Annotated in this window: 23 protein-coding genes; 9 read left to right on the forward strand and 14 right to left on the reverse strand. The window is 70.4% G+C overall.

Annotation, left to right across the window (positions count from 1 at the left end; genetic code table 11):
* Positions 1-87 precede the first annotated feature (87 nt).
* A complete protein-coding gene (locus R5H19_RS07375; protein ID WP_318158344.1) occupies positions 88-1,491 on the forward strand; it encodes a PLP-dependent aminotransferase family protein in 1,404 nt (467 codons plus the stop codon).
* A 211-nt stretch (positions 1,492-1,702) separates the two neighbouring features.
* Here R5H19_RS07375 and R5H19_RS07380 read toward each other — a convergent pair whose 3' ends face one another.
* From R5H19_RS07380 to R5H19_RS07395, 4 genes are all read right to left on the reverse strand, one after another.
* Positions 1,703-2,566 carry a flavin reductase gene (locus R5H19_RS07380; protein ID WP_318158345.1) on the reverse strand — a complete coding sequence of 288 codons (864 nt, stop codon included), beginning with the start codon at positions 2,564-2,566 and terminating at the stop codon, positions 1,703-1,705.
* 61 nt (positions 2,567-2,627) lie between these two features.
* Complete coding sequence (locus tag R5H19_RS07385; RefSeq protein ID WP_318158346.1) at positions 2,628-3,257, reverse strand: methyltransferase domain-containing protein; 630 nt, start codon at positions 3,255-3,257, stop codon at positions 2,628-2,630.
* Positions 3,258-3,265: 8 nt separating this feature from the next.
* Entirely contained in the window at positions 3,266-4,549 is a 1,284-nt protein-coding gene (locus tag R5H19_RS07390) for a nucleotidyltransferase family protein (protein WP_318158347.1), read from the reverse strand.
* A gap of 7 nt (positions 4,550-4,556) precedes the next feature.
* On the reverse strand, positions 4,557-6,029 hold the full coding sequence (locus R5H19_RS07395; RefSeq protein WP_318158348.1) for a radical SAM protein: 1,473 nt from the start codon (positions 6,027-6,029) through the stop codon (positions 4,557-4,559).
* 226 nt (positions 6,030-6,255) lie between these two features.
* Between R5H19_RS07395 and R5H19_RS07400 the strand changes: the two genes are divergently transcribed.
* The 8 genes from R5H19_RS07400 (at position 6,256) to R5H19_RS07435 (ending at position 16,120) form a co-directional block, all read left to right on the forward strand.
* A complete protein-coding gene (locus R5H19_RS07400; RefSeq protein WP_318158349.1) occupies positions 6,256-7,284 on the forward strand; it encodes a serine kinase in 1,029 nt (342 codons plus the stop codon).
* A gap of 157 nt (positions 7,285-7,441) precedes the next feature.
* The gene (locus tag R5H19_RS07405) at positions 7,442-8,050 is read left to right on the forward strand and encodes a peroxiredoxin (RefSeq protein ID WP_318158350.1); all 609 of its coding nucleotides are present in this window, start codon (positions 7,442-7,444) and stop codon (positions 8,048-8,050) included.
* Between the two features lie 165 nt (positions 8,051-8,215).
* The gene (locus R5H19_RS07410) at positions 8,216-9,964 is read left to right on the forward strand and encodes an ABC transporter ATP-binding protein (protein ID WP_318158351.1); all 1,749 of its coding nucleotides are present in this window, start codon (positions 8,216-8,218) and stop codon (positions 9,962-9,964) included.
* Positions 9,965-10,016: 52 nt separating this feature from the next.
* Complete coding sequence (locus R5H19_RS07415) at positions 10,017-11,030, forward strand: ATP-binding protein (protein ID WP_318158352.1); 1,014 nt, start codon at positions 10,017-10,019, stop codon at positions 11,028-11,030.
* Between the two features lie 662 nt (positions 11,031-11,692).
* On the forward strand, positions 11,693-13,069 hold the full coding sequence (gene ntrC, locus R5H19_RS07420; RefSeq protein ID WP_318158353.1) for a nitrogen regulation protein NR(I): 1,377 nt from the start codon (positions 11,693-11,695) through the stop codon (positions 13,067-13,069).
* A 128-nt stretch (positions 13,070-13,197) separates the two neighbouring features.
* Positions 13,198-14,523, forward strand: coding sequence for a glucoamylase family protein (locus tag R5H19_RS07425; RefSeq protein ID WP_318158354.1), 1,326 nt, complete (start codon positions 13,198-13,200; stop codon positions 14,521-14,523).
* A gap of 34 nt (positions 14,524-14,557) precedes the next feature.
* Positions 14,558-15,463, forward strand: coding sequence for a phosphogluconate dehydrogenase (NAD(+)-dependent, decarboxylating) (gene gnd, locus R5H19_RS07430; protein ID WP_318158355.1), 906 nt, complete (start codon positions 14,558-14,560; stop codon positions 15,461-15,463).
* A 189-nt stretch (positions 15,464-15,652) separates the two neighbouring features.
* Positions 15,653-16,120 carry a hypothetical protein gene (locus R5H19_RS07435; RefSeq protein WP_318158356.1) on the forward strand — a complete coding sequence of 156 codons (468 nt, stop codon included), beginning with the start codon at positions 15,653-15,655 and terminating at the stop codon, positions 16,118-16,120.
* A 9-nt stretch (positions 16,121-16,129) separates the two neighbouring features.
* On the opposite strand, the gene R5H19_RS07440 is transcribed toward R5H19_RS07435, so the two are convergent.
* The 10 genes from R5H19_RS07440 to R5H19_RS07485 all read right to left on the reverse strand — a co-directional run bounded on the left by R5H19_RS07440 (position 16,130) and on the right by R5H19_RS07485 (position 23,761).
* The gene (locus R5H19_RS07440) at positions 16,130-16,675 is read right to left on the reverse strand and encodes a DUF488 domain-containing protein (RefSeq protein ID WP_318158357.1); all 546 of its coding nucleotides are present in this window, start codon (positions 16,673-16,675) and stop codon (positions 16,130-16,132) included.
* Positions 16,676-16,734: 59 nt separating this feature from the next.
* Positions 16,735-17,055 carry a type II toxin-antitoxin system RelE/ParE family toxin gene (locus R5H19_RS07445; RefSeq protein WP_318158358.1) on the reverse strand — a complete coding sequence of 107 codons (321 nt, stop codon included), beginning with the start codon at positions 17,053-17,055 and terminating at the stop codon, positions 16,735-16,737.
* Positions 17,043-17,300, reverse strand: coding sequence for a type II toxin-antitoxin system prevent-host-death family antitoxin (locus R5H19_RS07450; RefSeq protein WP_318158359.1), 258 nt, complete (start codon positions 17,298-17,300; stop codon positions 17,043-17,045). Before R5H19_RS07450 ends, R5H19_RS07445 begins: the two co-directional genes overlap by 13 nt.
* An 80-nt stretch (positions 17,301-17,380) precedes the next feature.
* The gene (locus R5H19_RS07455) at positions 17,381-17,593 is read right to left on the reverse strand and encodes a DUF2945 domain-containing protein (protein ID WP_318158360.1); all 213 of its coding nucleotides are present in this window, start codon (positions 17,591-17,593) and stop codon (positions 17,381-17,383) included.
* Between the two features lie 87 nt (positions 17,594-17,680).
* Positions 17,681-18,034 carry a hypothetical protein gene (locus R5H19_RS07460; protein ID WP_318158361.1) on the reverse strand — a complete coding sequence of 118 codons (354 nt, stop codon included), beginning with the start codon at positions 18,032-18,034 and terminating at the stop codon, positions 17,681-17,683.
* 249 nt (positions 18,035-18,283) lie between these two features.
* Complete coding sequence (locus tag R5H19_RS07465) at positions 18,284-18,988, reverse strand: LytTR family DNA-binding domain-containing protein (protein ID WP_318158362.1); 705 nt, start codon at positions 18,986-18,988, stop codon at positions 18,284-18,286.
* Complete coding sequence (locus tag R5H19_RS07470; RefSeq protein WP_318158363.1) at positions 18,988-20,040, reverse strand: histidine kinase; 1,053 nt, start codon at positions 20,038-20,040, stop codon at positions 18,988-18,990. The genes R5H19_RS07465 and R5H19_RS07470 overlap by 1 nt, the downstream gene beginning before the upstream one ends.
* Before the next feature lie 30 nt (positions 20,041-20,070).
* Entirely contained in the window at positions 20,071-20,733 is a 663-nt protein-coding gene (locus R5H19_RS07475) for a dienelactone hydrolase family protein (RefSeq protein ID WP_318158364.1), read from the reverse strand.
* Positions 20,734-20,749: 16 nt separating this feature from the next.
* The gene (locus R5H19_RS07480) at positions 20,750-21,499 is read right to left on the reverse strand and encodes an energy transducer TonB (RefSeq protein WP_318158365.1); all 750 of its coding nucleotides are present in this window, start codon (positions 21,497-21,499) and stop codon (positions 20,750-20,752) included.
* A gap of 99 nt (positions 21,500-21,598) precedes the next feature.
* Positions 21,599-23,761, reverse strand: a complete 2,163-nt coding sequence (locus tag R5H19_RS07485) for a prolyl oligopeptidase family serine peptidase (RefSeq protein WP_318158366.1) — start codon at positions 23,759-23,761, stop codon at positions 21,599-21,601.
* Positions 23,762-23,832: the final 71 nt, after the last annotated feature.

Consider the following 23,832-nt stretch of genomic DNA (forward strand, 5'->3'; position numbering starts at 1 on the left):
ACTCCTGTTCGGAATGGCCGCGATCTTGCGCCCGGGGCGGTGCACTTCAAAGAACCATAAGTCGATTTTTTCGCTGTACCATGAAGCATGCCGCACGCGCTCGATATCCGCATCGACCGGTCTGCCGCAGCCACGCTGACCGAGCAGATCCGCCTTGGTGTGCTGGCGGCCATCCACAGCGGCGTCCTCGCTCCGGGCGCGAAGTTGCCCTCGTGGCAGGCCCTGGCTGCGCAGTTGGGCGTCTCCCGGGGCACGGTCAAATCGGCGTACGAGCGGCTGGCGGATGAACAGGTCATCGTCTCGATGCGACCGGGCGGCACGCGGGTGGCCGAACACCCCGCGACCCTCCGGACCGTCCCGGCCACGGGTTTCGAGGACGTGCCGGAGCTGTATCAGCACCTGTTCGTGGGCCCGGCGATGTTCCAGATGGGGGTGCCCGCATCCGACTGCTTCCCAGCCACCCTGTTCGCCCGCTTGCGCGCGCATGCCGCCCGACGCGAGGTCGCGGCGCCGGCGGTCTATCCCGATCCCCGTGGCGAGCTGGAGTTCCGGCGCGAGATCGCCGCCCACCTTGCGCTCGCGCGGGGTATCGCGTGCCGTCCATCCCAGGTCTTCGTGACGGCCGGTTTTGCCGGCGCGCTGGAGATCACGCTACGTGTCCTGCGCGTGGAGGGCGGCATGGCATGGATGGAAAACCCGGGATTCTTCCAGAGCCGTCGTGCGCTCGAACTCGCCCAGCTCGTGCCCGCGGCAGTTCCAGTGGACGACGATGGCATGGACGTCGGCTATGGCATGGAGAAGTTTCCGGACGCCGCGCTCGCCCTGGTCACGCCGGGCCAACAGGCGCCACTTGGCGGAACGCTGTCGCTCAGCCGGCGGGTGGCGCTGATCGCATGGGCCGCACGCACCGGCGCGTGGATCATCGAGGACGATTACCTGGGCGAACTCCAACTCCGGCGCCGCGCTGCACCCGCGCTGGCTGGCCTGGACGACAATGGACGCGTCATCCATATCGGCTCGTTCAGCAAAACCATCAGCCCAGCGCTGCGACTGGGCTTCATCGTCGCGCCTGCGGAGTTGGCGGATCGGTTCACAGAGGCGGTGATGTGCCTGGGCTCGGCGCCTGGCCCGGCCGTCCAGCGCGCCACTGCACGATTCATGAGCGAAGGACACTACATGCGGCATCTGCGTCGAATGAAGCGCGTCTATTCGGCCAGAGGCGAGGCTTTGCAAAGCACTCTGGAACGCAAGGGCTACCAGGTACGCATCGGCGGGCTGGCCGCCCTCGTGCACCTGCCCGCTGGAGTGCCTGATGTCGCTCTAGCGAAGGAGGCCCGCGCCTGGGGCCTTGCGCCGGAACCGCTGTCGACCTGGTTCGAGCCCGGCAGCGCGCGGCAATCGGGACTGCTGTTGGGGATCGCCACGGTGGACGAAACCAGACTCTCGCTCGCGTGCGAGCGCCTGCATCGCCTGATTAGCCAGTATCGTTAACGTGCGCTCGCAGCTCTGGCGCCGACAGGCGAGCCGATGACCTCTCGCCACGAAAGCGAATCACCCGCCCCGCGCAATGGCCCAATCGCCCCTGCGTTCGCTTTCGGCGGCGGAAGCAGACATTCATCCACCGCGGCGCGCCCAAGCGCGTCACGGCACAACACGTGCAGCGATACCTCGCAACGTGAGGCCACCGCCCAGGATGAGTGGGCTAAATTTCCGCAAACTGCACACCCTGCCGCCGGCGCCAGGCCTGGTGAAAGCCGGCCGTGTGATGCAGCTGGGTACCCTCCGCCAGGCTCTCGTCGGAAACGATGCGGCCAAGGAACAACGTGTGCGAGCCGATCTCCTTGCTGTGCACGATGGCCAGCTCCCGGACGTGCAGCGCCGCGGCGACCGCGGGTATCCCGAACTCCCGCGACGGCCGAACCGGAAACGGAAGCTCGCTCCAGTCCGACAGCGGCTGCTTGTGATGCTCGGCAAGCTGGTAGACGACGTCCTTCATCGCTGCCGGGATGGCGGACAGGGCGACCCGGCGCACCTCGCGCATGGTCGGCACGGAGACGTTGGTGCTGCGCAGTGCGAGCGAGAAAAGTCCGCTGCGTTCCAGCGGGCCGATCAGGTCCATCGGGAAGAGGTTGCGGTGGCCGGGCGCGTCGACCGAGACCAGCACGACCGGCCGCGGGCACAGGTAGGCGATCATCAGCTGCTGCGCCACCGCCGGTTCCATGTTCAGGTGGCTCGACGCGCGGTGCTTGCGCATGACGCGGTTCTGCAGCCACGTGTTCCAGGGGCGCCGCGGCCAGCGAAGGCAGCGGTGTTCGCCGGCGGCGACGTGGTAGAGGGTGAGCGAGGCGTTGTCAGCCGCGATCGCCGCCGCCCGCGTCAGCTGCAGCACGCCCAGCAGCAATCCTGTCGCGCGGTCGCGGTATTCGAGCACGGGGCGCGGGCCCGCATCGAGGCTGCTGGCGATGGTGAGCGGCCTGAGCGACGCCACCGTGTGGTCGGCGGTGACGTCGGCGGTTTGGCCGTCCCAGCGCAAGCGGGCGATCACCGCCTGCTGCGGCGGTGCCACCGCCACTACCGACCATTGCGGCAGGGGGCGCACGAACGGCCTTAGCCAGTCTTTCCACATGTCAGATCAGCCGCAACAGCAGGAACATGTAGAGCTGGACGGCCAGCCCGAGGCCGTGCGGCACGAGGCGCTCCAGCCGGAAATACGGCGCGGCCGCCCGCGCCACCACGCGCGGCGCGAAGCGATGGATGCGGCTCTCGCTTTCGATGGCGTAGCGGCCGCTGCGCAGGAGATCGACGAGGTTCGCCCGCCACCAGCCGTAGCGCGCGTCGCCCAGGTAATAGGGGTTGAGCATGCTGGCGAGGACGAAACCGCCCCGGCGGACCACGCACGACAATTCCTCGAAAAGCGCCACATGGTCGGCGAAGTGGTTGAGCACCGCGAAGTTCGCCGTGACCGCCTGCGCTCGGCAGGCGAGCGGCGAGGCCACCGCGACGACGCGCTTGCCGGCGATCTCGTCGCGACAGTAGCGCGCCAGGCAGGTGCGCATCGCGGCCGAGGGTTCGTACACGAACGTCGGGTGGCCGCTGGCGGCATACACCTTGGCGTCGATGCCGGTGCCGGCGCCGAAGTCGAGCAGGTCCGCTCCGTCGGGCAGCAGCTCCAGCGCCATCTGCTGGAACCGCTCGCGCACCGCCTGGTCGCGCGGCGAGGCCAGCATGAACGCGTGGTACTGCTCGGCGGTATGCATGGCGTGGACTACCTGGCGGGTGAATCCGCCGTCCGATGCGCCGCCGCCGCAGCGGGCCTTGTCCCGAAGCGATCCATGCCGTCGTCGCCGGCAGGCGGCTCCAGCGCCACGCGCACCGCGTACAGCATGTCCATGCGCGGCACCGGCCGCGTGAGCCAGGTCAGCACGCGCCGTCGATGCGGTGCGGTGACCCAGCGTTGCCCCTGCAGCCAGAGCTGGGTGCGCGCCATGTCGGCGCGTTCCTGCCGCGCTTCGTCGGTCGGGCGCACGCGGTTGCGCAGATAGCGCCCGGCTTCGCCGAGCGTGCGCGACCATTCGATGCCGGCGAGCGCGTGCAGCCACAGCTCCGAACTCGACACCTGGGTCAGCGTCTGCCGCCGCGAGATCGCGCGCAGCAGGGGCGGGCAGGCGCGTTCGAGCCGGGCCAGCACGGCGGCTGGAATCGCCTCCGGGTAGTGGCGTGCGGCCAACCGCAGCGGCGGCAAGGCCCACCACGGCGGTTCGTTGGCGTCGGCCCACAGCACGTCCCAGTCGCTGGCGCTCAGCCGCATGGCCAGCCGCGCGATGTCGTGCAGGTGCAGCAGACGCAGGCTGCGCCCGCACATGTTGCCGGCGGCGTGCAGCAGCAGGTGGCTCATCAGCGCGCCGCTCGACGGGTAGGGGTTCAGTCCGGGCTGCGCGGCGCGCGGGTAGATGCGCGCGGTGATGTCGACCATCGACACCGGCAGCCGCTCGCGGATGCGCGTGTGCAGCTCGATGGCGACCGGCGTGTCGCGGTGCTCGCCCAGCCCGGCGAACGGCTGGCCGCTGGCCGGCTTGAACACGCGGTGCTTCCATTGCGCGAACGATTCCACGTAGCCGAGCTTGCGCAGCAGCGCGCTTGCCGCGGCGGCATCCTCTTCGCGCACCAGCAGGTCGATGTCGGCCATCGGCCGCTCGCCCGGCGTGTAGACACCCAGCGCGTGCAGCGCGGCGCCCTTCAGCGGCAGCACCGCCAGCGCGGCTTCGCGTGCGCCGGCGTGGATCTGCTGCAGCAGTGCGTCGATGCGCTGGTGGCGCCACTCGACATGGTCGCGCTGGTTTTCCAGGAAGCGCCGCCACGACTCGTGCTTCCACGCGCAGCAGTGGCACAGCAGCGGCGACACGCCGTGCGCGACGGCCACCGCGGTGGCGAGGCGCCATTCCAGTTCGCTCCACGCCGGCGTGGCGCGGCCCGGCCCGGCCAGTTCCGCGGCGAACGCCTCGGTGATGCGGCGCAGGCCATGCCGGACGGTTCGCAGGGGCGGCAGCATGGCGCGCTCAATACAGCGGCAGGGCGATGTGCCGGGTCGGCACGGAAGGCAACGACGTGGCGTTGCGGTTGCGGTGCGCGCCCTCGCACGCGATCAGCGCGTCCCATTGCGCGTCGAGCGCGGCGCCGCGCCCGGCCTGCTCGGCGGGCGCCGCCTGCTGGATGGCAACCTGCTCGTGCAGCAGGTCGCGCACGCGGCGGTAGAAGTCCGAGTCGTAGGCGCCGCGGAACATCATGGCCAGGTCGCCGCTGTCCTGCCAGTGCGTCTTCGCGCCCAGCTGCGCCTTCACCTGCTCGTAGAACTTGGTGCCCGGCAGCGGGTAGGACACGCTCACCCCGATGTCGTCCGGCGCGGCCTGCGCGATCAGCTCGCGGGTCGCCAACAGGTCGGCCAGTTGCTCGCCGAGGTAGCCGAGCTGGATGAAGAAGCCCACGCGGATGCCGTGCGCGCCCAGCCGCGTGCGCGCGGTGACCAGGTCGGCGACCTTGGTGCCCTTGTTCATCGCGTCGAGCACGCGCTGGCTGCCGCTTTCCGCGCCGATCCACGCCTCCGCGCAGCCGGCTTCGCCGAGCGCGGCGGCCATGCGTTCGCTGATCAGGTCGGCGCGGGTCTGGATGGTGAACGGCACCGGCCCGTCGGCGGCGTGCAGCTGCGCGGCGAACTGCATCACCCAGTCGACGCGGAAGCCGAAGATGTCGTCCGCCAGCCAGACGTGGTCCGGCCGGAACGTGCGCTTGAGGTAGCTCATCTCCGCGGCCACGTCCTCGGCGCTGCGCTGGTTGTAGTGGTTGCCCCAGATCGGCTTGGCGCACCAGTGGCAGCGGAACGGGCAGCCGCGCGAGGCCGCCATGTTGAGGCTGAAGTAGCCGTGCCGTTCCTGCCACAGCGCGCGGTAGCGCTCGACGTCGATGAGGTCCCAGGCGGGGTGGCCGACCAGCCGCGGGTCCGGCGGCAGCGCGCCGAGCCGGGTCAGTCGGATCTGTCCGTCGAGCAGGGTGGCGACGCCGCCGAGACCGGCGGCCCAGTCGTCATCGGCTTCGTTGCGCTGCAGCCGTTCGACCAGGGCGACCAGCGCGGCGATGCCTTCGCCGAGCAGCACGGCGTGTGCACCGGCGGCGAGGAACGCATCGGGGTGGTCGGAGGCGTCGGAGCCGGCAACGATCACCCGCGCGCCGCCGGCGCGCGCCGCGGCGATCATCTGGCAGGCCGCCTCGCGCATGCGGCCCAGGCACATCTTGGTCAGGAAGTTGAAGTTGTCCTCGTACAGCACCACCAGGTCCGGCCGGGTGGTGCGCAGCGAGGCTTCGAAGTCGTCGACGCCGTCGGCGAGCATCGCGTCGAACAGGCTCACTGCGTGTCCCATCTGGCGCAGCAGTGCGGCGACCTGGATCGTGGCGAGCGGCGGATACGGCTTGCCGCGCTCCCACTGTTTCGGGTCGAAGCGCAGGAAGTAGGAATGGCCGACGTGGATCCTCAGCATCGCGCAGTAGCCTCGATCATGGCCATGGGGCCGACGAGCGGCGCCATCGCTCGACGCAGCCGGGCGTAAGTGCCCCGGCACGGGCCTTCGGTTGCCTCTGCGGCGAAAAACTTCGGGGCGGCGGCGTGGGCGCAACCTTTGCGGCCGACGGCCGCACTCACCGGTCGGCGTGTTCGCACGCCCGGTGCCCTGCGCTCAACCACGGCGGAACCCGCGACCGGCGACGATGACCCTGAATCCACCCCGTGCTGTCCCGGACGCCGCCGCCGACCCGTTTGGCGAGCGCCCGCGCGGGCGGGTTTCGCTGTGCCGGCAGATCATGGGCGGGAGCTTTCGCTTCGAAAGCGCCAGCGCGGCACTGCTGGATTTGGTCGAGGCCGCCTACGCCGGCCTGCCGCCGCACCGTTTTGCGATGAGCGTGCCGGAGTTCCACGTCGAGCTGCGCCTGCTGCCGCGCCGCGCATCGCCGCCGGCCGCCGCCGAGCCGCCGCCGGTGCGGATGCAGTCCGGTGCCGGCCTGCTCTGCGGCGTGATGGACGCGTCGAACTACGTGGTGCTGGCGCCGGAGCAGCGCCGCGCGCTGGTGGTGGCTGCCGCGGACATGCTCGATCGCCCTTATTACCTGCGCTACGAGCTCATCGAATTCGCCGTGTTCACCCTGGCCACGCGCGGGCTGGGCCTGGTGCCGCTGCACGGCGCCTGCGTGGGCCGGGAGGGGCGCGGCATCCTGCTGCTGGGGGCCAGCGGCGCGGGCAAGTCGACGCTGGCCCTGCACAGCCTGCTGCAGGGCCTGGATTTCCTCGCCGAGGACGCGGTGTTCGTGCAGCCCGAGAGCCTGCTCGCCACCGGCGTCGCCAACTACCTGCACGTGCAGGCCGATGCGCTGCGCTTCGTCGACGACGGCGAGATCCGCCGCTGGATCGACACGGCGCCGGTGATCCGCCGCCGCAGCGGCGTGGAGAAGTTCGAGGCCGACCTGCGCCAGGGCCACGGCCGGCTCGCACCGGCGCCGCTGCAACTGGCCGGCGTGGTCTTCGTTTCCGGCCGGGCGGCCGACGATCCCGGTGCGCTGCTGGCTGCCGTGCCCGCGGACGAGGTCGCCGCGAGGCTGCGCGCCGACCAGCCCTACGCGTCCGGTCAGCCGGGCTGGCATGCGTTCCAGCAGTGGGTGGCGCAGACCGGCGCCCACGAGTTGCGCCGCGGGCGTCATCCACGGGATGCCGTCGCTGCCTTGTGCCGGCTGCTCGACGGATGACGTCGTCCTGCGCCGGCGGGGTAACCATCGGCAGGTGCGTGGCGAAGCACCTCGGAGTAGCTTGCCGGGGCGTACCGGACAGTTCGGTGTTCAACGGGCGAGAGCGCGGCGCGGATGCATGGCGTGCCGGTCGATGCCCTTCACGAGGATCACGACCATGAAGAAACGTCTTGCGGGAGCGGTGGCCGGTGCGGTGCTGGCGTTGGCCCTGGCGCTGCCGGCCGTCGCCGCGCTCAAAACCGGCGCCACCGCGCCCGACTTCACCGCCGCGGCCAGCCTGGCCGGCAAGCATTTCACCTTCTCCCTCGGCGAGGCCCTGAAGAAAGGGCCGGTGGTGGTGTACTTCTACCCCTCGGCCTTCACCGGCGGCTGCGATCTCGAAGCGCACACTTTCGCGACCGAGAAGGACAAGTTCGATGCGGCCGGCGCCACCATCATCGGCGTGTCGGCCGACAGCATCGAGCGGCTCGACGCGTTCTCGGCCGACCCCAAGTACTGCGCCGGCAAGTTTCCGGTCGCCTCCGACCCCGACGGCAAGGTCGCCGCTTCCTACGACCTCGAGACGGTCGCGGCCAAGCCGGGCATGAAGGACGTGCGCGGCGTGGAGATCGACCACGTGTTCATCCCGCGCACCACCTTCGTGATCGCCGCCGACGGCCGCATCGTCGCCACGCTGTCGTCCGAAGCCGACCACCTGCGGCCCGACCAGCACGTGCACGAATCGCTGGCCATCGTGCAGCGCCTGCAGGCGACCAAGGCGCCCTGAAAACGGACGCGGGAATGCCGCACGCGCGGCGTTCCCGCGGTCCGTCGTCGCAACCTTTTCGGCGGTGCACCGCACCTACCGGCGTGGACATTCCGGCCCGCCGAGGTGTTGCCCTGAACCGCCACGCCACACGTCGAAACCGTGGCCGCGCCACGCGGAGCCGTCGTGAAGCCGGCTGAGTCGCTGCGGCCGACCGAGCGGCCCGCGGCGCTGCTGCGTTCGCTGGCGCGCACGCTCAGCGGGGTCGAGCGGGTGGAGACGCTCGCCTACGTGGCGCTGTCGCTCGGCGCGGCGTTCGCCGGCGCCCTCGCGGCGCTGCTGCTGGTGCCGCTGGTGCAGCCGGGACAGGCGCTTCCGTTCGGCGGCGTGCTGCTCGATCCGCAGCGCAGCGTCGAGCTGCAGGCTGCCGCCTTCGCCGCCGCCACCGGCACCTTCGCGTTGCTGCGCTGGCAGGCGGCACGGCTGGGCGCGCGCCTGGTCGGCCGCTACGGCATGCATTTGCGGCGCGCGGTGCATGCGCGCCTGATCGAGGCGCCGCTGGGCTCGCTGGCGGAGGCGACCTCGGCGGAAATCGCCAACGTGCTCACCCACAACGTCGAGCTCATCGTGCAGGGCTTCAGCGCGCTGCAGCAGCTGCTGATCGCCGGCGTCAGTGCCGCCGTCAGCCTGGGCTTCGCATTCTGGGTCTCGCCGCCGCTGATGCTGGCGGCGCCGGTGCTGGGGGGATTGGGCCTGCTGGCGTCGCGCGCCTACGGTCGCGAGCAGTCGCTGGTCGCCCGCCAGTACGTGGTCGACATGACCCGGCTGTTCTGGCACAGCGAGGATTTCCCGCGGCGCCTGCGCCACGTCCGCTCGTTCGAGCGCGAGGCGGCGGAAAAGGCGAGCTACGGCGCCATTTCCGAACGACTGTGCCACGGCTACCGGCGCCAGCTGGAACTGGTGGCGTCCGGGCGGCTGGTGCTCGAACTGCTGGCGGCGGCGGGTATCGCCGCGCTGTTCGTGCTTGCCCATCGCTGGCGCGGCGTCGGCCAGGCCGAGCTGATCGCGGTGTGCCTGCTGCTCGGCCGATTGCTGCCCTACCTGGTGACCACGCGGCAGAGCTTCCAGCAACTGCGCTCGGCCGCGCCGGCCTTCGAGTTGTGGCAGCGCTACGTGGACCTGGCGCCGCTGCATGCGTCCGCGGCGCCGTCGCCCACCGGCGCGTCGGGCGCCGCGCTGTACATCGAGCGGATGCGGCTGACGCCGCCGCCCGGCGGGCTGGAGATCGGCGATCTGCTGCTGCGGCCCGGCGAACTGACCCTGGTCTGCGGCGACTCCGGCATCGGCAAGAGCAGCCTGGTCGACGTGCTGGCCGGCATGATGGCGCCCGAGGTGTTCGTGGCGCGCCGCGATGGCCGGCCGATCGATTTCGGCGCGTACCGCGCGCTGGTGCGCCATGGCGCCTACGTCAGCCAGGAGGTGCGGCCGTGGCAGCACTCCGTGCGCGAATGCCTGCGCTGGGCGGCGCCCGACGCCAGCGACGCGATGCTGCGCGGCGCGCTGGCCGACGTCGGCCTCGACAAACGGCTGGCCGAGTCGCCGCACGGCCTCGACACCGCGCTGCGCGGCGCGTCGAGCCGGCTTTCCGGCGGCGAACTGCAGCGCCTGCTGCTGGCCCAGGTGATCCTGCGCCAGCCGTTCCTGGCCGTGCTGGACGAAGCCACCAGCGCGCTCGACGCCGCGTCCGAAACCGCGGTACTCACCGCGCTGCGGCGGCGCCTGCCGCAGACGATCCTGATCGTGGTGTCGCACCGCCCCGGCGTGGCCGCCATCGCCGACCAGTGCCTGAGCATCGGCAGCGACCTTGTCGCCACTGTCACCGCCAAGCCGCGCCGCGCTGCGGTGGCGGCCGGATCGCCCCGTCCCGTCGAATAGGCGGCAGCATTCCCCGTTTGCACCAAAACGAGACATTGACCATGATGGTGCAATGAATGAGCTGGCGTGGCGGGCGTGGGCGGAGCAGACGGCGACCGGGCTGGCCCTGGTCGACGCGGAGCTGCGCCTGCGCTGGCTCAACCCGGCCCTGATCGAGTGCCTGGGGCTGGGCTTCCGCCACGCGCCGGGGCAGCCGTTCGGTGTGCTGCTGGCCGATGCCGATGCGGGCATGGCGCGGGCGGCGAAGGTGCTGGCCGAGCAGCGGCCGACGCAATGGCGCGCCATTGCGCTGGCCGTGCCCGACGGCTGCGAACTCAGCGCGGACATCGCGCTGCAGCCGTTCGGCGACGGCCTGTTGCTGGAAGTGCACGTGCTGGCCGAGCCGCCGTCGGCCGCTTCGCCGCTGTCGGCCACCTTGCGTGGCTTCGCGCACGAGGTGAAGAACCCGCTGGCCGGCCTGCGCGGGGCGGCGCAACTGCTGCAGCGGCGGGTCGAGGGGGAGGACCTGCAGGCGCTGGCCGGCCTGATCATCGACGAGGCCGACCGGCTCGGCGCGCTGGCCAACCGCCTGCTGCACCACGACGGCGCGGCGCAGCTTGGTCCGGTCAACATCCATCGCCTGCTGGAACGGCTCGTCGACCTGTTGCTGGCCGAGCCTGCGCCGCCGCAGCTGCGCCACGACTACGACCCCAGCGTACCGGACCTGCACGGCGACGCCGATCGCCTGCAGCAGGTTTTGCTGAACCTGGCGCGCAATGCACTGGAAGCCGGTGCGCGCACGCTCACCCTGCGCACGCGGGTCGAGCACGGCGTGCGCGTGGGCGAGCGCATGCTGCGCATGGCGTTGCGGGTGGACGTGGTCGACGACGGCGCCGGCGTGCCCGCCGCGCTGCGCGACAGCTTGTTCCAGCCGTTGGTGTCCGGTCGCGCCGACGGCAGCGGTCTGGGCCTGGCGCTGTCGCGCGAGATTGCCCGCGAGCATGGTGGCGAACTGCGCTGCAGCGGCAGCCGTCCCGGCCACACCGTGTTCTCGCTGTACCTGCCCATGGAGCGCCCGCATGAGTGATTCCCGCGCGCACGCTGTACGCCCTCCCCTGCGAGCAGGGGGAGGAGCCAAGCCGTGCCGTGCTCCCTCCCCTGCGAGCGGGGGAGGAGCCAAGCCGTGCCATGCTCCCTCCCCTGCATCGCAGGGGAGGGTTGGGTGGGGTGTGCTCTTGATCTTCCCCGCGACCCCGCGCCACCCCCTCCCAGCCTCCCCCTGCAAGCAGGGGGAGGAGCCAAGCCGTGCCGTGCTCCCTCCCCTGCGAGCGGGGGAGGAGCCAAGCCATGCCGCGCTCCCTCCCCTGCATCGCAGGGGAGGGTTGGGGAGGGGTGCGCTCTTGATCTTCCCCGCGACCCGGCGCTACCCCCTCCCAGCCTCCCCCTGCGAGCAGGGGGAGGAGCCAGGCCATGCCGTGCTCCCTCCCCTGCATCGCAGGGGAGGGTTGGGGTGGGGTCGGCTCTTGATCTTCCCCGCGACCCGGCGCTACCCCCTCCCAGCCTCCCCCTGCGAGCAGGGGGAGGAGCCAGGCCATGCCGTGCTCCCTCCCCTGCATCGCAGGGGAGGGTTGGGGAGGGGTGCGCTCTTGATCTTCCCCGCGACCCCGCGCCACCTCCTCCCAGCCTCCCCTGCGACCGAAGGAAGTCCCTTTGGGGACGAGCGGGAGAGGAGCCAAGCGAGGCAAAGTCATGACGGATGAAATCTGGATCGTCGACGACGACCGCGGCGTGCGCTTCGTGCTGGCCGAGGCGCTGCGCGACGCCGGGCTCGCGGTGCGCGAGTTCGACGCGGTGGCCGGCGTACGCGCGGCGCTGCGCGAGGCACGGCCCGCACTGCTACTCACCGACGTGCGCATGCCGGGCGAGGACGGCCTGGCCCTGCTCGGCGAATTGCAGGCGCAGGGCATCGGCCCGGTGATCGTGATGAGCGCGCATACCGACGTGGCCACTACCGCGGCGGCCTATCGTCTTGGCGCGGTGGATTACCTGGCCAAGCCGTTCGACCTCGACCACGCGGTGGCATCGGTGCAGCGCGCATTGGCCAGTGCGGCGACGCCGGCGGCCGCTGGCCCGATGCCTGCGCCGGACCACGCGCTGCTCGGCGAGAGCGCGCCGATGCGCGAGGTGTTCCGGCTGATCGGCCGGGTCGCCGCCAGCGACTTGAACGTGCTGATCACCGGCGAGACCGGCACCGGCAAGGAACTGGTGGCGCGCGCGCTGCACGAGGAAAGCGCGCGCCGCGACAAGCCCTTCGTGGCGCTGAACACTGCGGCGATCCCCAGCGAACTGCTGGAGAGCGAGCTGTTCGGCCACGAGGCCGGCGCGTTCACCGGCGCCACCCGCCGCGTGCTCGGCCGCTTCGAGCAGGCCGAGGGCGGCACGCTGTTCCTCGACGAGATCGGCGACATGCCGCTGATCCTGCAGACGCGCCTGCTGCGCGTGCTGGCCGGCGGCGAGTTCTACCGCGTGGGCGGGCGCGAGCTGATCCGCGGCAACGTGCGCATCGTCGCCGCCACCCACCAGGACCTCGCCGCGCGCGTCGCCGCCGGTGCGTTCCGCGCCGACCTGATGCACCGCCTCGACGTGGTGCGCATCGAGCTGCCGCCGCTGCGCCGCCGCAGCAGCGACATCCCGCTGCTGGCCCGGCACTTCCTTGCCGCCACCGCGCAGGAGCTGAAGCTGCCGCCCAAGCGCTTCTCGAAGGCCGCACTGAAACTCATCGCCCAGCGCGACTACCCGGGCAACGTGCGTGAGCTGGAAAACCTGTGCCGGCGGCTGGCGGTGATCGCCCCCGGCAGCGAGATCCTGCCGGCCGACCTCGGCAGCGGCGCCGACGCGGCACGCGGCAGCGAGTGGACCGACGCGCTGCGCGAATGGGCCACCCAGGCGCTGGCCGACGGCGAGGCGGACATCCATGCGCGCGCCCGCGTGGCGCTCGACCAGACCTTGCTCAACGTGGCGCTGCAGGCCAGCGACGGCCATCGGCAGAACGCGGCGCAGGCGCTGGGCGTGGGCCGCAACACGCTGACCCGCAAGCTCGGCGCCTCGCGCCCGCGGCGGCGCTGAGCCGCGTCAGCGTCAACCTTCGCTTCACCGGGCTGCGGAGTAGGATGGCCGGGCCGTCGATCCGCCGATCGACCGGCGCGGGGGCGGCCGTTCCCGCCGCACCGCCCGCGGCGACCACGACGAGATCCATGCGTTCCCACCCATCCAGCCAACCGTCCACAGCGGGTCCGTTGCTGCAGCATCTGCAGAGCAAGGCGTTCGCCTACTTCCAGTGCGAGACGAATCCGGCGAACGGCCTGGTCGCGGACAAGACCGCACCGGACTGGCCGGCCAGCATCGCCGCCACCGGGCTGGCGCTGAGCTGCTATCCGGTGGCGGTCGAGCGCGGCCTGATGAGCCGCGATACCGCTATCAAGCGCACGCTGGCCACGCTGCGCTTCTTCCGCGACAGCGTGCAAGGCGAGCACCCCGACGCCAGCGGCTACCGTGGCTTCTACTACCACTTCCTCGACATGCGCAGCGGCCGGCGCGCGTGGCAATGCGAGCTGTCCACCGTGGACAGCGCCCTGCTGTTCGCCGGCATGCTGGCCGCCGCGGCGTACTTCGATGGCGACGGCGCCGAGCAGAAGGAAATCCGCGAGACGGCGAATTTCCTCTACCAGCGCGCGGAGTGGCCGTGGGCGCAGGCCGCCGACGGCACCCTCGGCCACGGCTGGCACCCGCAGAGCGGCTTCATCGCGCACAGCTGGCAAGGCTACGACGAAGGCCTGCTGCTGTACGTGCTGGCGCTGGGCTCGCCCACCCATCCGCTGCCGCCCGCGGCGTATGCGGCGTGGTCGTCCACCTACGAGTGGAAGCGCTGCTACGATATCGACTACCTGTATTGCGGGCCGCTGTTCACCCACCAGCTGTCGCAGGCGTGGATCGACTTCCGCGGCATCCGCGACGCGTTCATGCGCAGCAAGGGCATCGACTACTTCGAGAACAGCCGGCGCGCCACCCAGGTGCAGCAGCGCTATGCCAGCGACAACCCGCTCGGCTTCAAGGGCTACAGCGAGCACTGCTGGGGCATCACCGCCAGCGACGGTCCCGGCCCGGCCACGCGCAAGATCGACGGCATCGAGCGCCGCTTCGAGGATTACGTCGGCCGCGGTGCCCCATACGGCTTCGACGACGGCACGCTGGCGCCGTGGGCGGTGGTGGCCTCGCTGCCGTTCGCGCCGGAGATCGTGCTGCCGACGCTGCACCACTTCATCCACACGCTGCAGCTGCACGACGCGCATCCCTACGGCTTCAAGGCCAGCTTCAACGCGACCTGGCCCGGCCCGTCGCCGGGCGGCTGGATCTCGCCGTACTTCTTCGGCCTCAACCTCGGCCCGATCGTGCTGATGGTGGAGAACCAGCGCAGCGGCCTGCCGTGGCGGCTGATGCGCGGCTGCCGCGCCGTCGTCGACGGCCTGCGCCGCGCCGGCTTCGACGGCGCCTGGCTGGATGCCGGCAAGCGGCACGCATGAACGCGACAACCTTTCCCGTTACGGAGTGAACACGATGGAACTTGGCATGGTGGGTCTCGGGCGCATGGGCGCGAACATGGCCGAACGCCTGGTGAAGGGCGGCCACAAGGTGGCGGGCTTCGACCCCGGCGCCGACGCGCGCCGGGCTGCGTCGGCCAACGGCATCGCGGCCGTGGCCTCGCTGGCGGCGCTGGCCGCGGCGCTGCCGGTGCCGCGCGTGCTGTGGCTGATGGTGCCGGCCGGCAAGATCACCGAGGACACCGTCGAGGCCCTGCTGCCGCTGCTGGCGCCGGGCGACGTCGTGGTCGACGGCGGCAACTCCAACTACAAGGACACCCTGCGCCGGGCGCGGCGCTATGCCGAGCGCGGCGTGGGCTACGTCGACTGCGGCACCAGCGGCGGCGTGTGGGGGTTGAAGGAGGGCTACAGCATGATGATCGGCGGCGACGAAAAGACCGTCGAGTCGCTGCGGCCGATCTTCGAGACGCTGGCGCCGGCGAAGGACCAGGGCTGGGGCCGGGTCGGCCCGGCCGGCTCGGGCCACTTCACCAAGATGGTCCACAACGGCATCGAGTACGGCATGATGCAGGCCTACGCCGAAGGCTTCTCCATCCTCAAGCACAAGGAGGAGTTCGCCCTGGACCTGCACCAGATCGGCGAGATCTGGCGCACCGGCAGCGTGGTGCGTTCCTGGCTGCTCGACCTGGCTACCGACGCGCTCGGCAAGAACCCGAACCTGGACGGCATCGCGCCCTACGTGGTCGATTCCGGCGAAGGCCGCTGGACGGTGAACGCGGCGCTGGAACTCAACGTCTCCGCCCCGGTGATCACGCTGTCGCTGATGGAACGCTTCCGCTCGCGCGACAGCGATTCGTTCGCCGACAAGCTGCTGGCGTCGTTGCGCAACGAGTTCGGCGGGCACGCCATCAAGAAGGAATGACGCCCGGCAGGCACAAGCCCGTGCTTTCGCGGCGGCCCACCCGCAGGTGATACCCGCGTCACAAGGCGTGACGCCTGCCGGCAAGAGCCGCCGGAACTCCCTGCTAGACTCGCCCGACCGATCCGCGAACGCACTGCTGCGGTACCGGATCGCGGGGGTTTCGACAGTCCGGGCTGGGGGTTGGGCGACATGGCCATGCCGTTGTCATGGAAGCTGGGTGGTGCGCTGGCGGCGGTGATCGTCGCGGCCTTGGCGTGGCGCGGATTGTCGCTGTACCTGGCGGCCCGCCATGCCGACGAACTCACCCGCGACGTCGCGCGCAATGCGGAAGTGGAAGCGCAGCTGGCCAGGGCGCGTGCGCAGCAGCGCAGCGCCGAACTGGCGGCCACCCTGCGGCGCCAGCGCGAGGACCTGGCCAACACCTACCGGCAGGTGAGCGAGGATGCGGCGCGCCACCGGGTCGAACAGGCCCGGCGCGAGGAAAGGCAACGGCAGGAAGCGCTGCGGATCGAGGCCAGCCATCGGCTGGGTGCGGACCAGACCTGCGTCGACGGCATCGTCATCAACCGCCGCGGGTCGAGCTTCACCCAGGCGGTCGGCAGCAAGGGCCTGCCCATCCAGTGCAGCGGCGACACCGCGGCGGAGCCGTTGCGCTGAGCCGGCCGGCTAGATCAGGCCGGCCTGTGCCGGCGCATAGCTCAGCTTCCCATCCACGATCCGCGCCGGCGACGTGTACGGGTGCACCGTCGTGTGCGTCGCATCGATGAGGTGGATCACCTCGACGCCGCGCAGCTTCAGCACGTCGGCGATGATCGAGCGGTGGCAGCGCCACCACACCGCTTCGGCACACATCAGCGCAGTGCGCTGGCTGGCGGCCAGCGCCAGCAGTTCGGCCAGGCCCTCGGCGAATTCCGCGGTGGCGGTGTAGTCGGCATAGCCCTGGAACGAGGCATTGCGCCACGCGGTGTTCGGCGAGCCCGGCTGCACCTTGCGGCGGCCACCCAGCCTGGGCATCCATCGGTAGGCGATGCCGTGCGCGGGCAGCGTGGCGGCCAGCGCGTCGCTGGCGAAATGCGGATGACGGCGCGAGCCGGGAAAGCGGCGCACGTCGGCGATCGCCTCGATGCGGTACTCGCCCAGCAACCCGAGGAACTCCTCCAGCGTGCGGGTGGAGTGGCCGATGGTCCAGATGGTGGCGGGGTCGTCGGGCATCGCTCAGTCGATCCTGTGCAGCGCCGCGCGTATGGTGGCGGGAGTGCTCCGGGGGAAGCTCAGGCTTTTGCCGCCCCGGCGTGGGACACAAGCCGATGCTTGCGCAGCAGGCGTTCGAAACGCATGACGTGCAGGATGAAGACCCGTCGGCCGTCATGGCGGTAGAAGACGCGGCAAGGCGGTTCGACGATCTGGCGGTAGCGTGATCGCTTGAGTTCGGGCGGGCGGCTGCCGCTTTCGGGATGATCGGCGAGTTGCCCGACGTGATCCACGATGCGCTTGACCAGTTCGGCCGCCGCGACCGGGTTCTCCAGCGCGATGTAGTCGGCGACGGCTTCCAGATCGCTCAACGCCGGCTCCGACCAGATTATTTCAGCCATCGCGCAAGGCGTGTCCGGGCCTGGGCGTGAGTGGCCACGCGACCTTCGGCAACGGCCTGCTCGCCGCGGGCAATGCCTTCCAGCACGCTCATGCGTTGCTGCATGAGTTGATAAGTCTCGACATCCACCAGGTAGGCGCTGGGCAGGCCATGCTGGGTGATGAGGATAGGCTGCTTGTCCCGCTCTATGGCCGAGAGGAGTTCGGTCGCCTGGCGCTTCAGGGTGGTGACGAGTTCAGTACGCATGGAGTGACACTAAAGTATCACTCCGGCAGGCGCAAGTGGCGGCTGTTCAGGACGCTCCCGCAGCATGCAGGCAACCTCGCTCAGTCGATCCTGTGCAGCGCCGCGCCCTTGTGCATGGCGACGTGGTCGGTCTTGTCGCTCTTGATCTCGTACTGCGGATCGGCCTCGCTGCAGCGGCGCATGTGGCCCTTGTATTCCGTGTCGCGCGTGTGCACCGCGATGATCCGGCCGGTGACGTAGCCGGCCTCCGAATTCCAGCGCACGTGGTCGCCGATCTTGAAGGGGTGGTTCATGGCGAACGCCTCGAATCGTGTCTGGAAATGGTTGGGTTCACTTGACTTCATGGAGAGGTGAGCCTGCTCCGGTTCTTGTGAACCCGCTCAGGTGCGGCGCTTATGGCTGGAATTCCCCCCAAACAGCAGATACAGCAAGGGGGATGCAAAAGCCGACCACGCCATCCCGTTCACCGCGAACCAGGCAGCGGGTTTTTCCAGAAGCGCCGGCAGCCCGAGTGAGTAGCTCAGGATCGATGCGGGTATTCCCCACACGTCGATGAAGTGCCCATAGGACGCCAGCAAGTGACCTACGCCAGTCATGCCGCTGGCTCCGGGGGCGTCGTGGGCGAAACCGTTCATCAGGGCCAGGAAAAAGGCACAGAAGAAACTTCCGGCCACCACACCCACCAGGCCCACGGCGGTGACGAGATAGATGAGCGCGAGCTTCTTCCAATTCATGGCGTCCAATGCCTGGCGGATCCCTCACGCGGAGGGAGACTGCCAGATGGTCGGGTTCCCGCCACGTCCCGTCAAGCAAATCGGAACTTGCGTGGGTTCAATACGTTGGTCGTTGGCTCGGGCATGCCCACCACGACGTTGCCGCGTCGCATATCCCACGGATCGCGGTGTTATGTCGTGGCACCGACAACCCGCGGTGATAAAAGTCGCTGTTCCGGCTTGCCTTCAGGGTGTGGTAGCAACAGGCGTTTAACCGAGCCGCAGCAGCTTCCGCACCGCCGGCAAATTGCGCCGGCTGATCTCGGGGGCGAGCTCGCTGCCGTCGAGACGGGCCAGCACGCGGCCGTCGGCGAGGGTCTTGAGGCCGAGCAGGCGCGGCGGCGGCACCAGGCAGTTGCGGTGCAGGCGGATCAGCTGGTCGGGGTAGGCTTCTTCCAGCTGGCGCAGCGAGTCCTCGATCAGCAGTTCGCCGCGGCGGTGCTGCACCACCACGTATTTCTCCTCGGCGAGCAGGCAGATCACTTCGTCCAGCGCGATGCGCACCTGTTCGCCACGCAGGCGGCCGTACAGGTACGCGGCCGGTTCGCGCGGGGCGTCGGCGAGGCGGCGTTGCGCGCGCTGCAGCGCTTCGCGCAGGCGGTCGAGCCGTACCGGTTTCAGCAGGTAGTCGGCCGCGCCCAGTTCGAACGCCTTCAGCGCGTGCGCTTCGTAGGCGGTGCAGAAGATCACCTGCGGCCGCGTGCGGCCGGCCAGGCGCTGCGCCAGCGCCACGCCGTCGGTGCCGGGCATGTTGATGTCCAGCAGCAGCGCGTCCGGCTGCAGCTCGTCGAGCGCGGCCAGCGCGGTTTCGCCGTCGCCGAGGCTGCCGACGATCTCCGCCCCGGCGCAGTCGCCGAGCAGGGCGGCCAGGCGTGCGCGCGCCAGCGGCTCGTCGTCGACGATCAGCACGCGCATCAGGCGGAGCCTCCCGGCAGCTGCAGCAGCACCACGAAGCGCTCGCCCTGCGCGCCGGCCTGCACGCGCGCCTGCGGCCCGTAACGGTAGGCGACGCGCCGACGCACGCTGTCCAGACCATGGCCATTGCCGGCGGCGGGCGGGGTGGCCGGCAGCGGGTTGATGATCTCGATGCGCACGCCGTTGCCGTCGCGCCAGCCGCGCAGGGTCACCTCGCCGCCTGCGCGCAGCGGCTGGATGCCGTGGCGCACCGCGTTCTCCACCAGCGGCTGCAGCAGCAGCCGCGGCAGCGGAAAGTCGGCAGGCAGCTCGTCCAGCTCGCGCCGCACGCGCAGGCGTTCGCCCAGGCGCAACTGCTCGATCGCCAGGTAGCGCTCGACCAGCGCCAGCTCCTCGCCCAGCGTGCCGTCGGCGCTGTCGTGCTGGCCCAGCGCGGCGCGGAACAGTTCGCAGAGGTCTTCCACCGTGCGCTCGGCGGCGGCGGGGTCGACCCGGATCAGCGCGGCCACGGTGTTCATGCTGTTGAACAGGAAGTGCGGGCGGATGCGCGCCTGCAGCGCCTCGACCTGCGCGCGGCTCACCGCCGCCAGTCGTGCCTGCCACTGAGCCAGTACGTAGAAGTAGCGCAGCATGGCGGCGCCGAGCAGGGCGGCGATCAGCAGGTTGTCGCGCACGAAGGCGGGCAGGCTGCTCTTGATCAGCTGCATCTGCAGCGCGCCGTCGAACCAGTGCGCCATGATGCTGGCGGCCAGCACGATCGAGAGGATCAACAGCCACACGCCGACATACGGCAGGTGCCCCGGCAGGCGCTGCAGCCACGGCCGCAGCTTGCACAGCACTACCGCGACCACCAGCGCCAGCCAGGTCACGAACAGCATGCCGACGCTGTAGGCCGACCCGTCGCGCGGGCGATCGCCGGCCAGCCACATCACGGTCACGGTCAGCGCGCCGACCACGAACAGCGCGAACAGTGCCGGCAGCTGGCAGAAGTCCGGCAGCAGGCTGTGCTCGGTGCGGCCGCGCGGGTCGCGGTGGGGCGTGGGTTCGCGCATGCGGGCAAGTATGCCGCAGCGCGCCCGTGCTTACGCCAGTCGCTGGCCCAGCCAGCGACGCAGGTCGTCGATCTCCTCGGCGCAGACCGCGTGGGCCATCGGGTAGGTGTGCCAGTCCACCGTGTGGCCCAGTGCCAGCAGCGCGTCGCGCGAGGCGCTGCCGCGCGGCAACGCGACCACCGGGTCGGCCGTGCCATGGGCCTGGAAGATCGGCGTGGCCGCGTTCGCCGCGCTGCGCTCGGCGGCGAGCGTGGCGGCGATCGGCAGGTAGGTCGACAGCGCGATGATGCCGGCCAGCCTTTCCGCATGGCGCAGGCCGGCGGCCAGCGCGATCGCGCCGCCCTGCGAGAAGCCGGCGAGGAAGATCCGCTCGCTCGGCACGCCGCGTGCGTGCTCGCGCGCGATCAGCGTCTCGACCTCGGCGATCGAAGTGCGGATGCCGGCTTCGTCCTGGCGCGCGTGCGCATCGAAACCGATGATGTCGTACCACGCGCGCATCGACATGCCGTTGTTGATCGTCACCGGCCGCACCGGTGCATGCGGAAACACGAAGCGCAGTGGCGGCCATGCCGGGTCCACCAGTTCCGGCACGATCGGCGCGAAGTCGTTGCCGTCGGCGCCGAGGCCGTGCAGCCAGAGGATGCTGTAACGCGGCTGGGCAGCGGTTTCGTGTTCGACGGTGGGTAGGGTCATGCGGTGCTCGGCGGGGTCAGGGGGCGCTGATTATCGCGGCAACGGAGCTTGGCTGCAGCGGGCTGTCCAGCGCCAGTTCCTGCTCCGAGGGCAGCGGGATGCCGGGCTGGGTTTCCGCGGCGTCTTGCTGTCGCACCACCTCGCGCAGCATCCGGATCTGCTCTGCGGTGAAGTCCATATAGAAGTTCACCGGGATGCGCATGCGCGTCGCCACCGGCTGGCCATCGACCTGTTCCGGTATCGCACGCCAGCGCTTGGCGGCCTCCAGCACGGCCTGCTCGAATGAGGGGCGCGTGCGCCAACCTTCGAACCTGTTGCTCACCGTCATGTCGGCGAGGCGGCCGTCTGGTCGCACGGTGGCATCCAGGAAGAGGAACGCCGATTGCCGCAACTGGCGGGCGTCCCTGGGATACTTCGGCAGGACATTCAGTTTCCGCAACCGGGGACCATTGCCGTCAAAACTGATGCGCAGGCTGTAGTTGCCGCGCGCATCCGGTATGGCCTGCAATTTCGCGAATACGAACGTATGCGCCGGCACCGGTCGGCCGTCGCGTCGGGCCGGCACGAATTGCCATTGCTTCACCGCGGCAGCCAGGGTCGTGGCCAGTGCCGGCGGCACGTCAGAGTCGAACTGGGTATCGGTGACGTGACCCTGAGCATCTACATCGGCGCCGACTTTGTAGGTCATCTCGCGATTGTCGGCAGCTTGCGCCGACAGAGCGAAGGCCAACAACAGCATGCCGGAAAAAAGCATGAGTTTTTTCATCGCGATCCACTCCCTGTGAACGCCGGCGCCCCGCACCGCGCGAGCGAACATCATGACGCAGTGGCGACGCGCCGGATAGCCGGCGCGTCGCCGTTGCGGTTACGGCATGGCGTCCAGCCCCAACTCATGCGCGAAGAAGGTCAGCCCGATCGCGGTGTCGCCGACGCGCTGGCTGAACGGGGCGCCGACGCCGTGGCCGGCGTTCATGCGGGTCAGCAGCAGGACCGGCCGTGTCGATGCGGTGGCGTTCTGCAGCGCGGCGGCGAACTTGCGCGACTGCCACGGTGCCACGCGCGGGTCGTTTTCGCCGGTGGTGAGCAGCACCGCCGGATAGGCGGTGTTCGCCTGCACGTGCTGCAGCGGCGAGTAGGCCAGGGTGGCCTTGAACTGCGCCGGGTCCGCGATGCTGCCGTATTCGGGGATGTTGTATGGGCCGTTGGCGAAGTCGGTCTCGTGGCGCAGCATGTCGTAGATGCCCACGCGCGCCACCACCGCGCGGTAGTCGGCCGGGTGCTGCACGATCTGCGTGCCCATCAGCAGGCCGCCGTTGCTGCCGCCGAGGATGCCGAGGTGGGCGCGGTCGGTCCAGCGCGTGTCGATCAGCGCCAGCGCGGCGGCGTGGAAGTCGTCGAACACGTTCTGCTTGTCGAGCTTTTGTCCTTGCGCGTGCCACTGCTGGCCGTTCTCGTTGCCGCCGCGGATATTGGCGTAGGCGAGCACGCCGCCGTGTTCCAGCCAGGCCAGGTTCGGACCGATGAAGCCGGGCTTGATCGGGATGTCGAAGCCGCCGTAGCTGTACAGAATGGTGGGCCGCGCGCCGTCCGGGGTGGTGCCCGGCAGCGACAGCACGGTCACCGGGATCTTGGTGCCGTCCTTCGAGGTGCCGTCGATGCGCTGCACGACCACCTTCGAATAATCGGCGGCAGGCTTTACCTCGAACACGGTTTTCAGTGTGCCGCTGCGGCCGTCGTATTCGGCCCAGCGCGCGGGCGTGGTCCAGCCGCTGTAGCTCACCAGCGCCTTGTCGCTGCCGGATTCGGAAGCGATGTCGCCGATGCCGATGCCATGTTGCGGCAGCGGCAGGCGGCGCACGAACTTCGCGCCGGCGTCGTACTGCTCGACCCACCAGTCCGGGCCCCAGCTGCGCACCACCAGGAAGCCGTCGCCGAGCGGGGCGATCTGCTGGATCGCTCCGTCGCGTTCGGCCAGCACCGGCACGGCCTTGCCGTCGTCGCCGACGGCCACGATCTTGCCGCGCGGCGCATCGCGGAACGACGCCGCGTACAGACGTCCATTCACCCAGGCGGCCGTGCGCACGTTCGCGTCGCGACCGAGCACGCGCGTGAACTTGTCGCCGTGGCGCAGGAACACTTCGGCCGGGCCGCCGTCGCCGTCGTAGGCGAGCACCGCGGCCTGCGCCGTGGCCGGCGCATTCACCAGCACGTACTCGGCGGTCTTCGCGTAACCCTTGCCGAATACCACGCTGTCCGCGCTGGCGGCCTGGCCCAGCGTGTGGTGCACCAGGGTGGCGTGGAACTGTTCCACGTCCTGCCCCGCCGCCGGCGGCGCAAAACGCACGTAGCTGAAGCCGCGCTCGTCGGCATCCCAGGCCAGGCCTTGCGGCGTGGTGCCGCCGCCGGCCCAGGGCAGGGTGTCGGGCAGGGTCTTGCCGCTGGCCACGTCGAGCACGCGGAGGGTGGTCAGCTCGCTGCCGCCCTCGGCGGTGCCGTAGGCGAGGTAGCGCCCGCGCGGCGACGGCCAGTAGGCGGTGATCGCGGTGCCGCCGTGGTCCGCGTTGAGGTCCACCAGCACTTTCGCCTTACCGTCCGGCCACGCCTGCGCGATCAGCACCGGCTGCGGCTGCGGCGGAGTCTGCTGCAGGTAGAACAGGGTGCCGCCGGCCAGCATCGGGCCGGAGCGCGTGGTCGAGGTGATCGCCAGCTGCTGCACCCGCGCGGTGAGCGTCTTGCCTTGCGGCATCGCCGCCAGGGCGGCTTCGGTGTACGCGTTCTGCGTCACGATCCACTGCCGCACCGCCGGGTCGTGCGGGTTTTCCAGCCAGCGGTACGGGTCGGCCACGCTGACGCCGTGGAATTCGCTGGACGCGGCCTGCTGCGGCGTGGCCGGCGGCAGTGGCCGCGATTCGCCGATCAGCGCCACCTCGTGCGGCGGTTTCGACGGCGCGTCCACCGGAGGCAATTGCGCCGCGGCGGCGCTGCCGGTGGCGAGCAGCAGGGTGGCGATGAGGGGAGCAAGGCGCATGGCGGGGGTTCCATGGTGAAGACGGGGAAGCTGAGAGAGTAGCAACGCACCGCTACCGTTGCAGCCGCCTG

This window comes from Rhodanobacter sp. KK11 (genome assembly GCF_033345435.1).
Taxonomy (GTDB): Bacteria; Pseudomonadota; Gammaproteobacteria; order Xanthomonadales; family Rhodanobacteraceae; genus Rhodanobacter.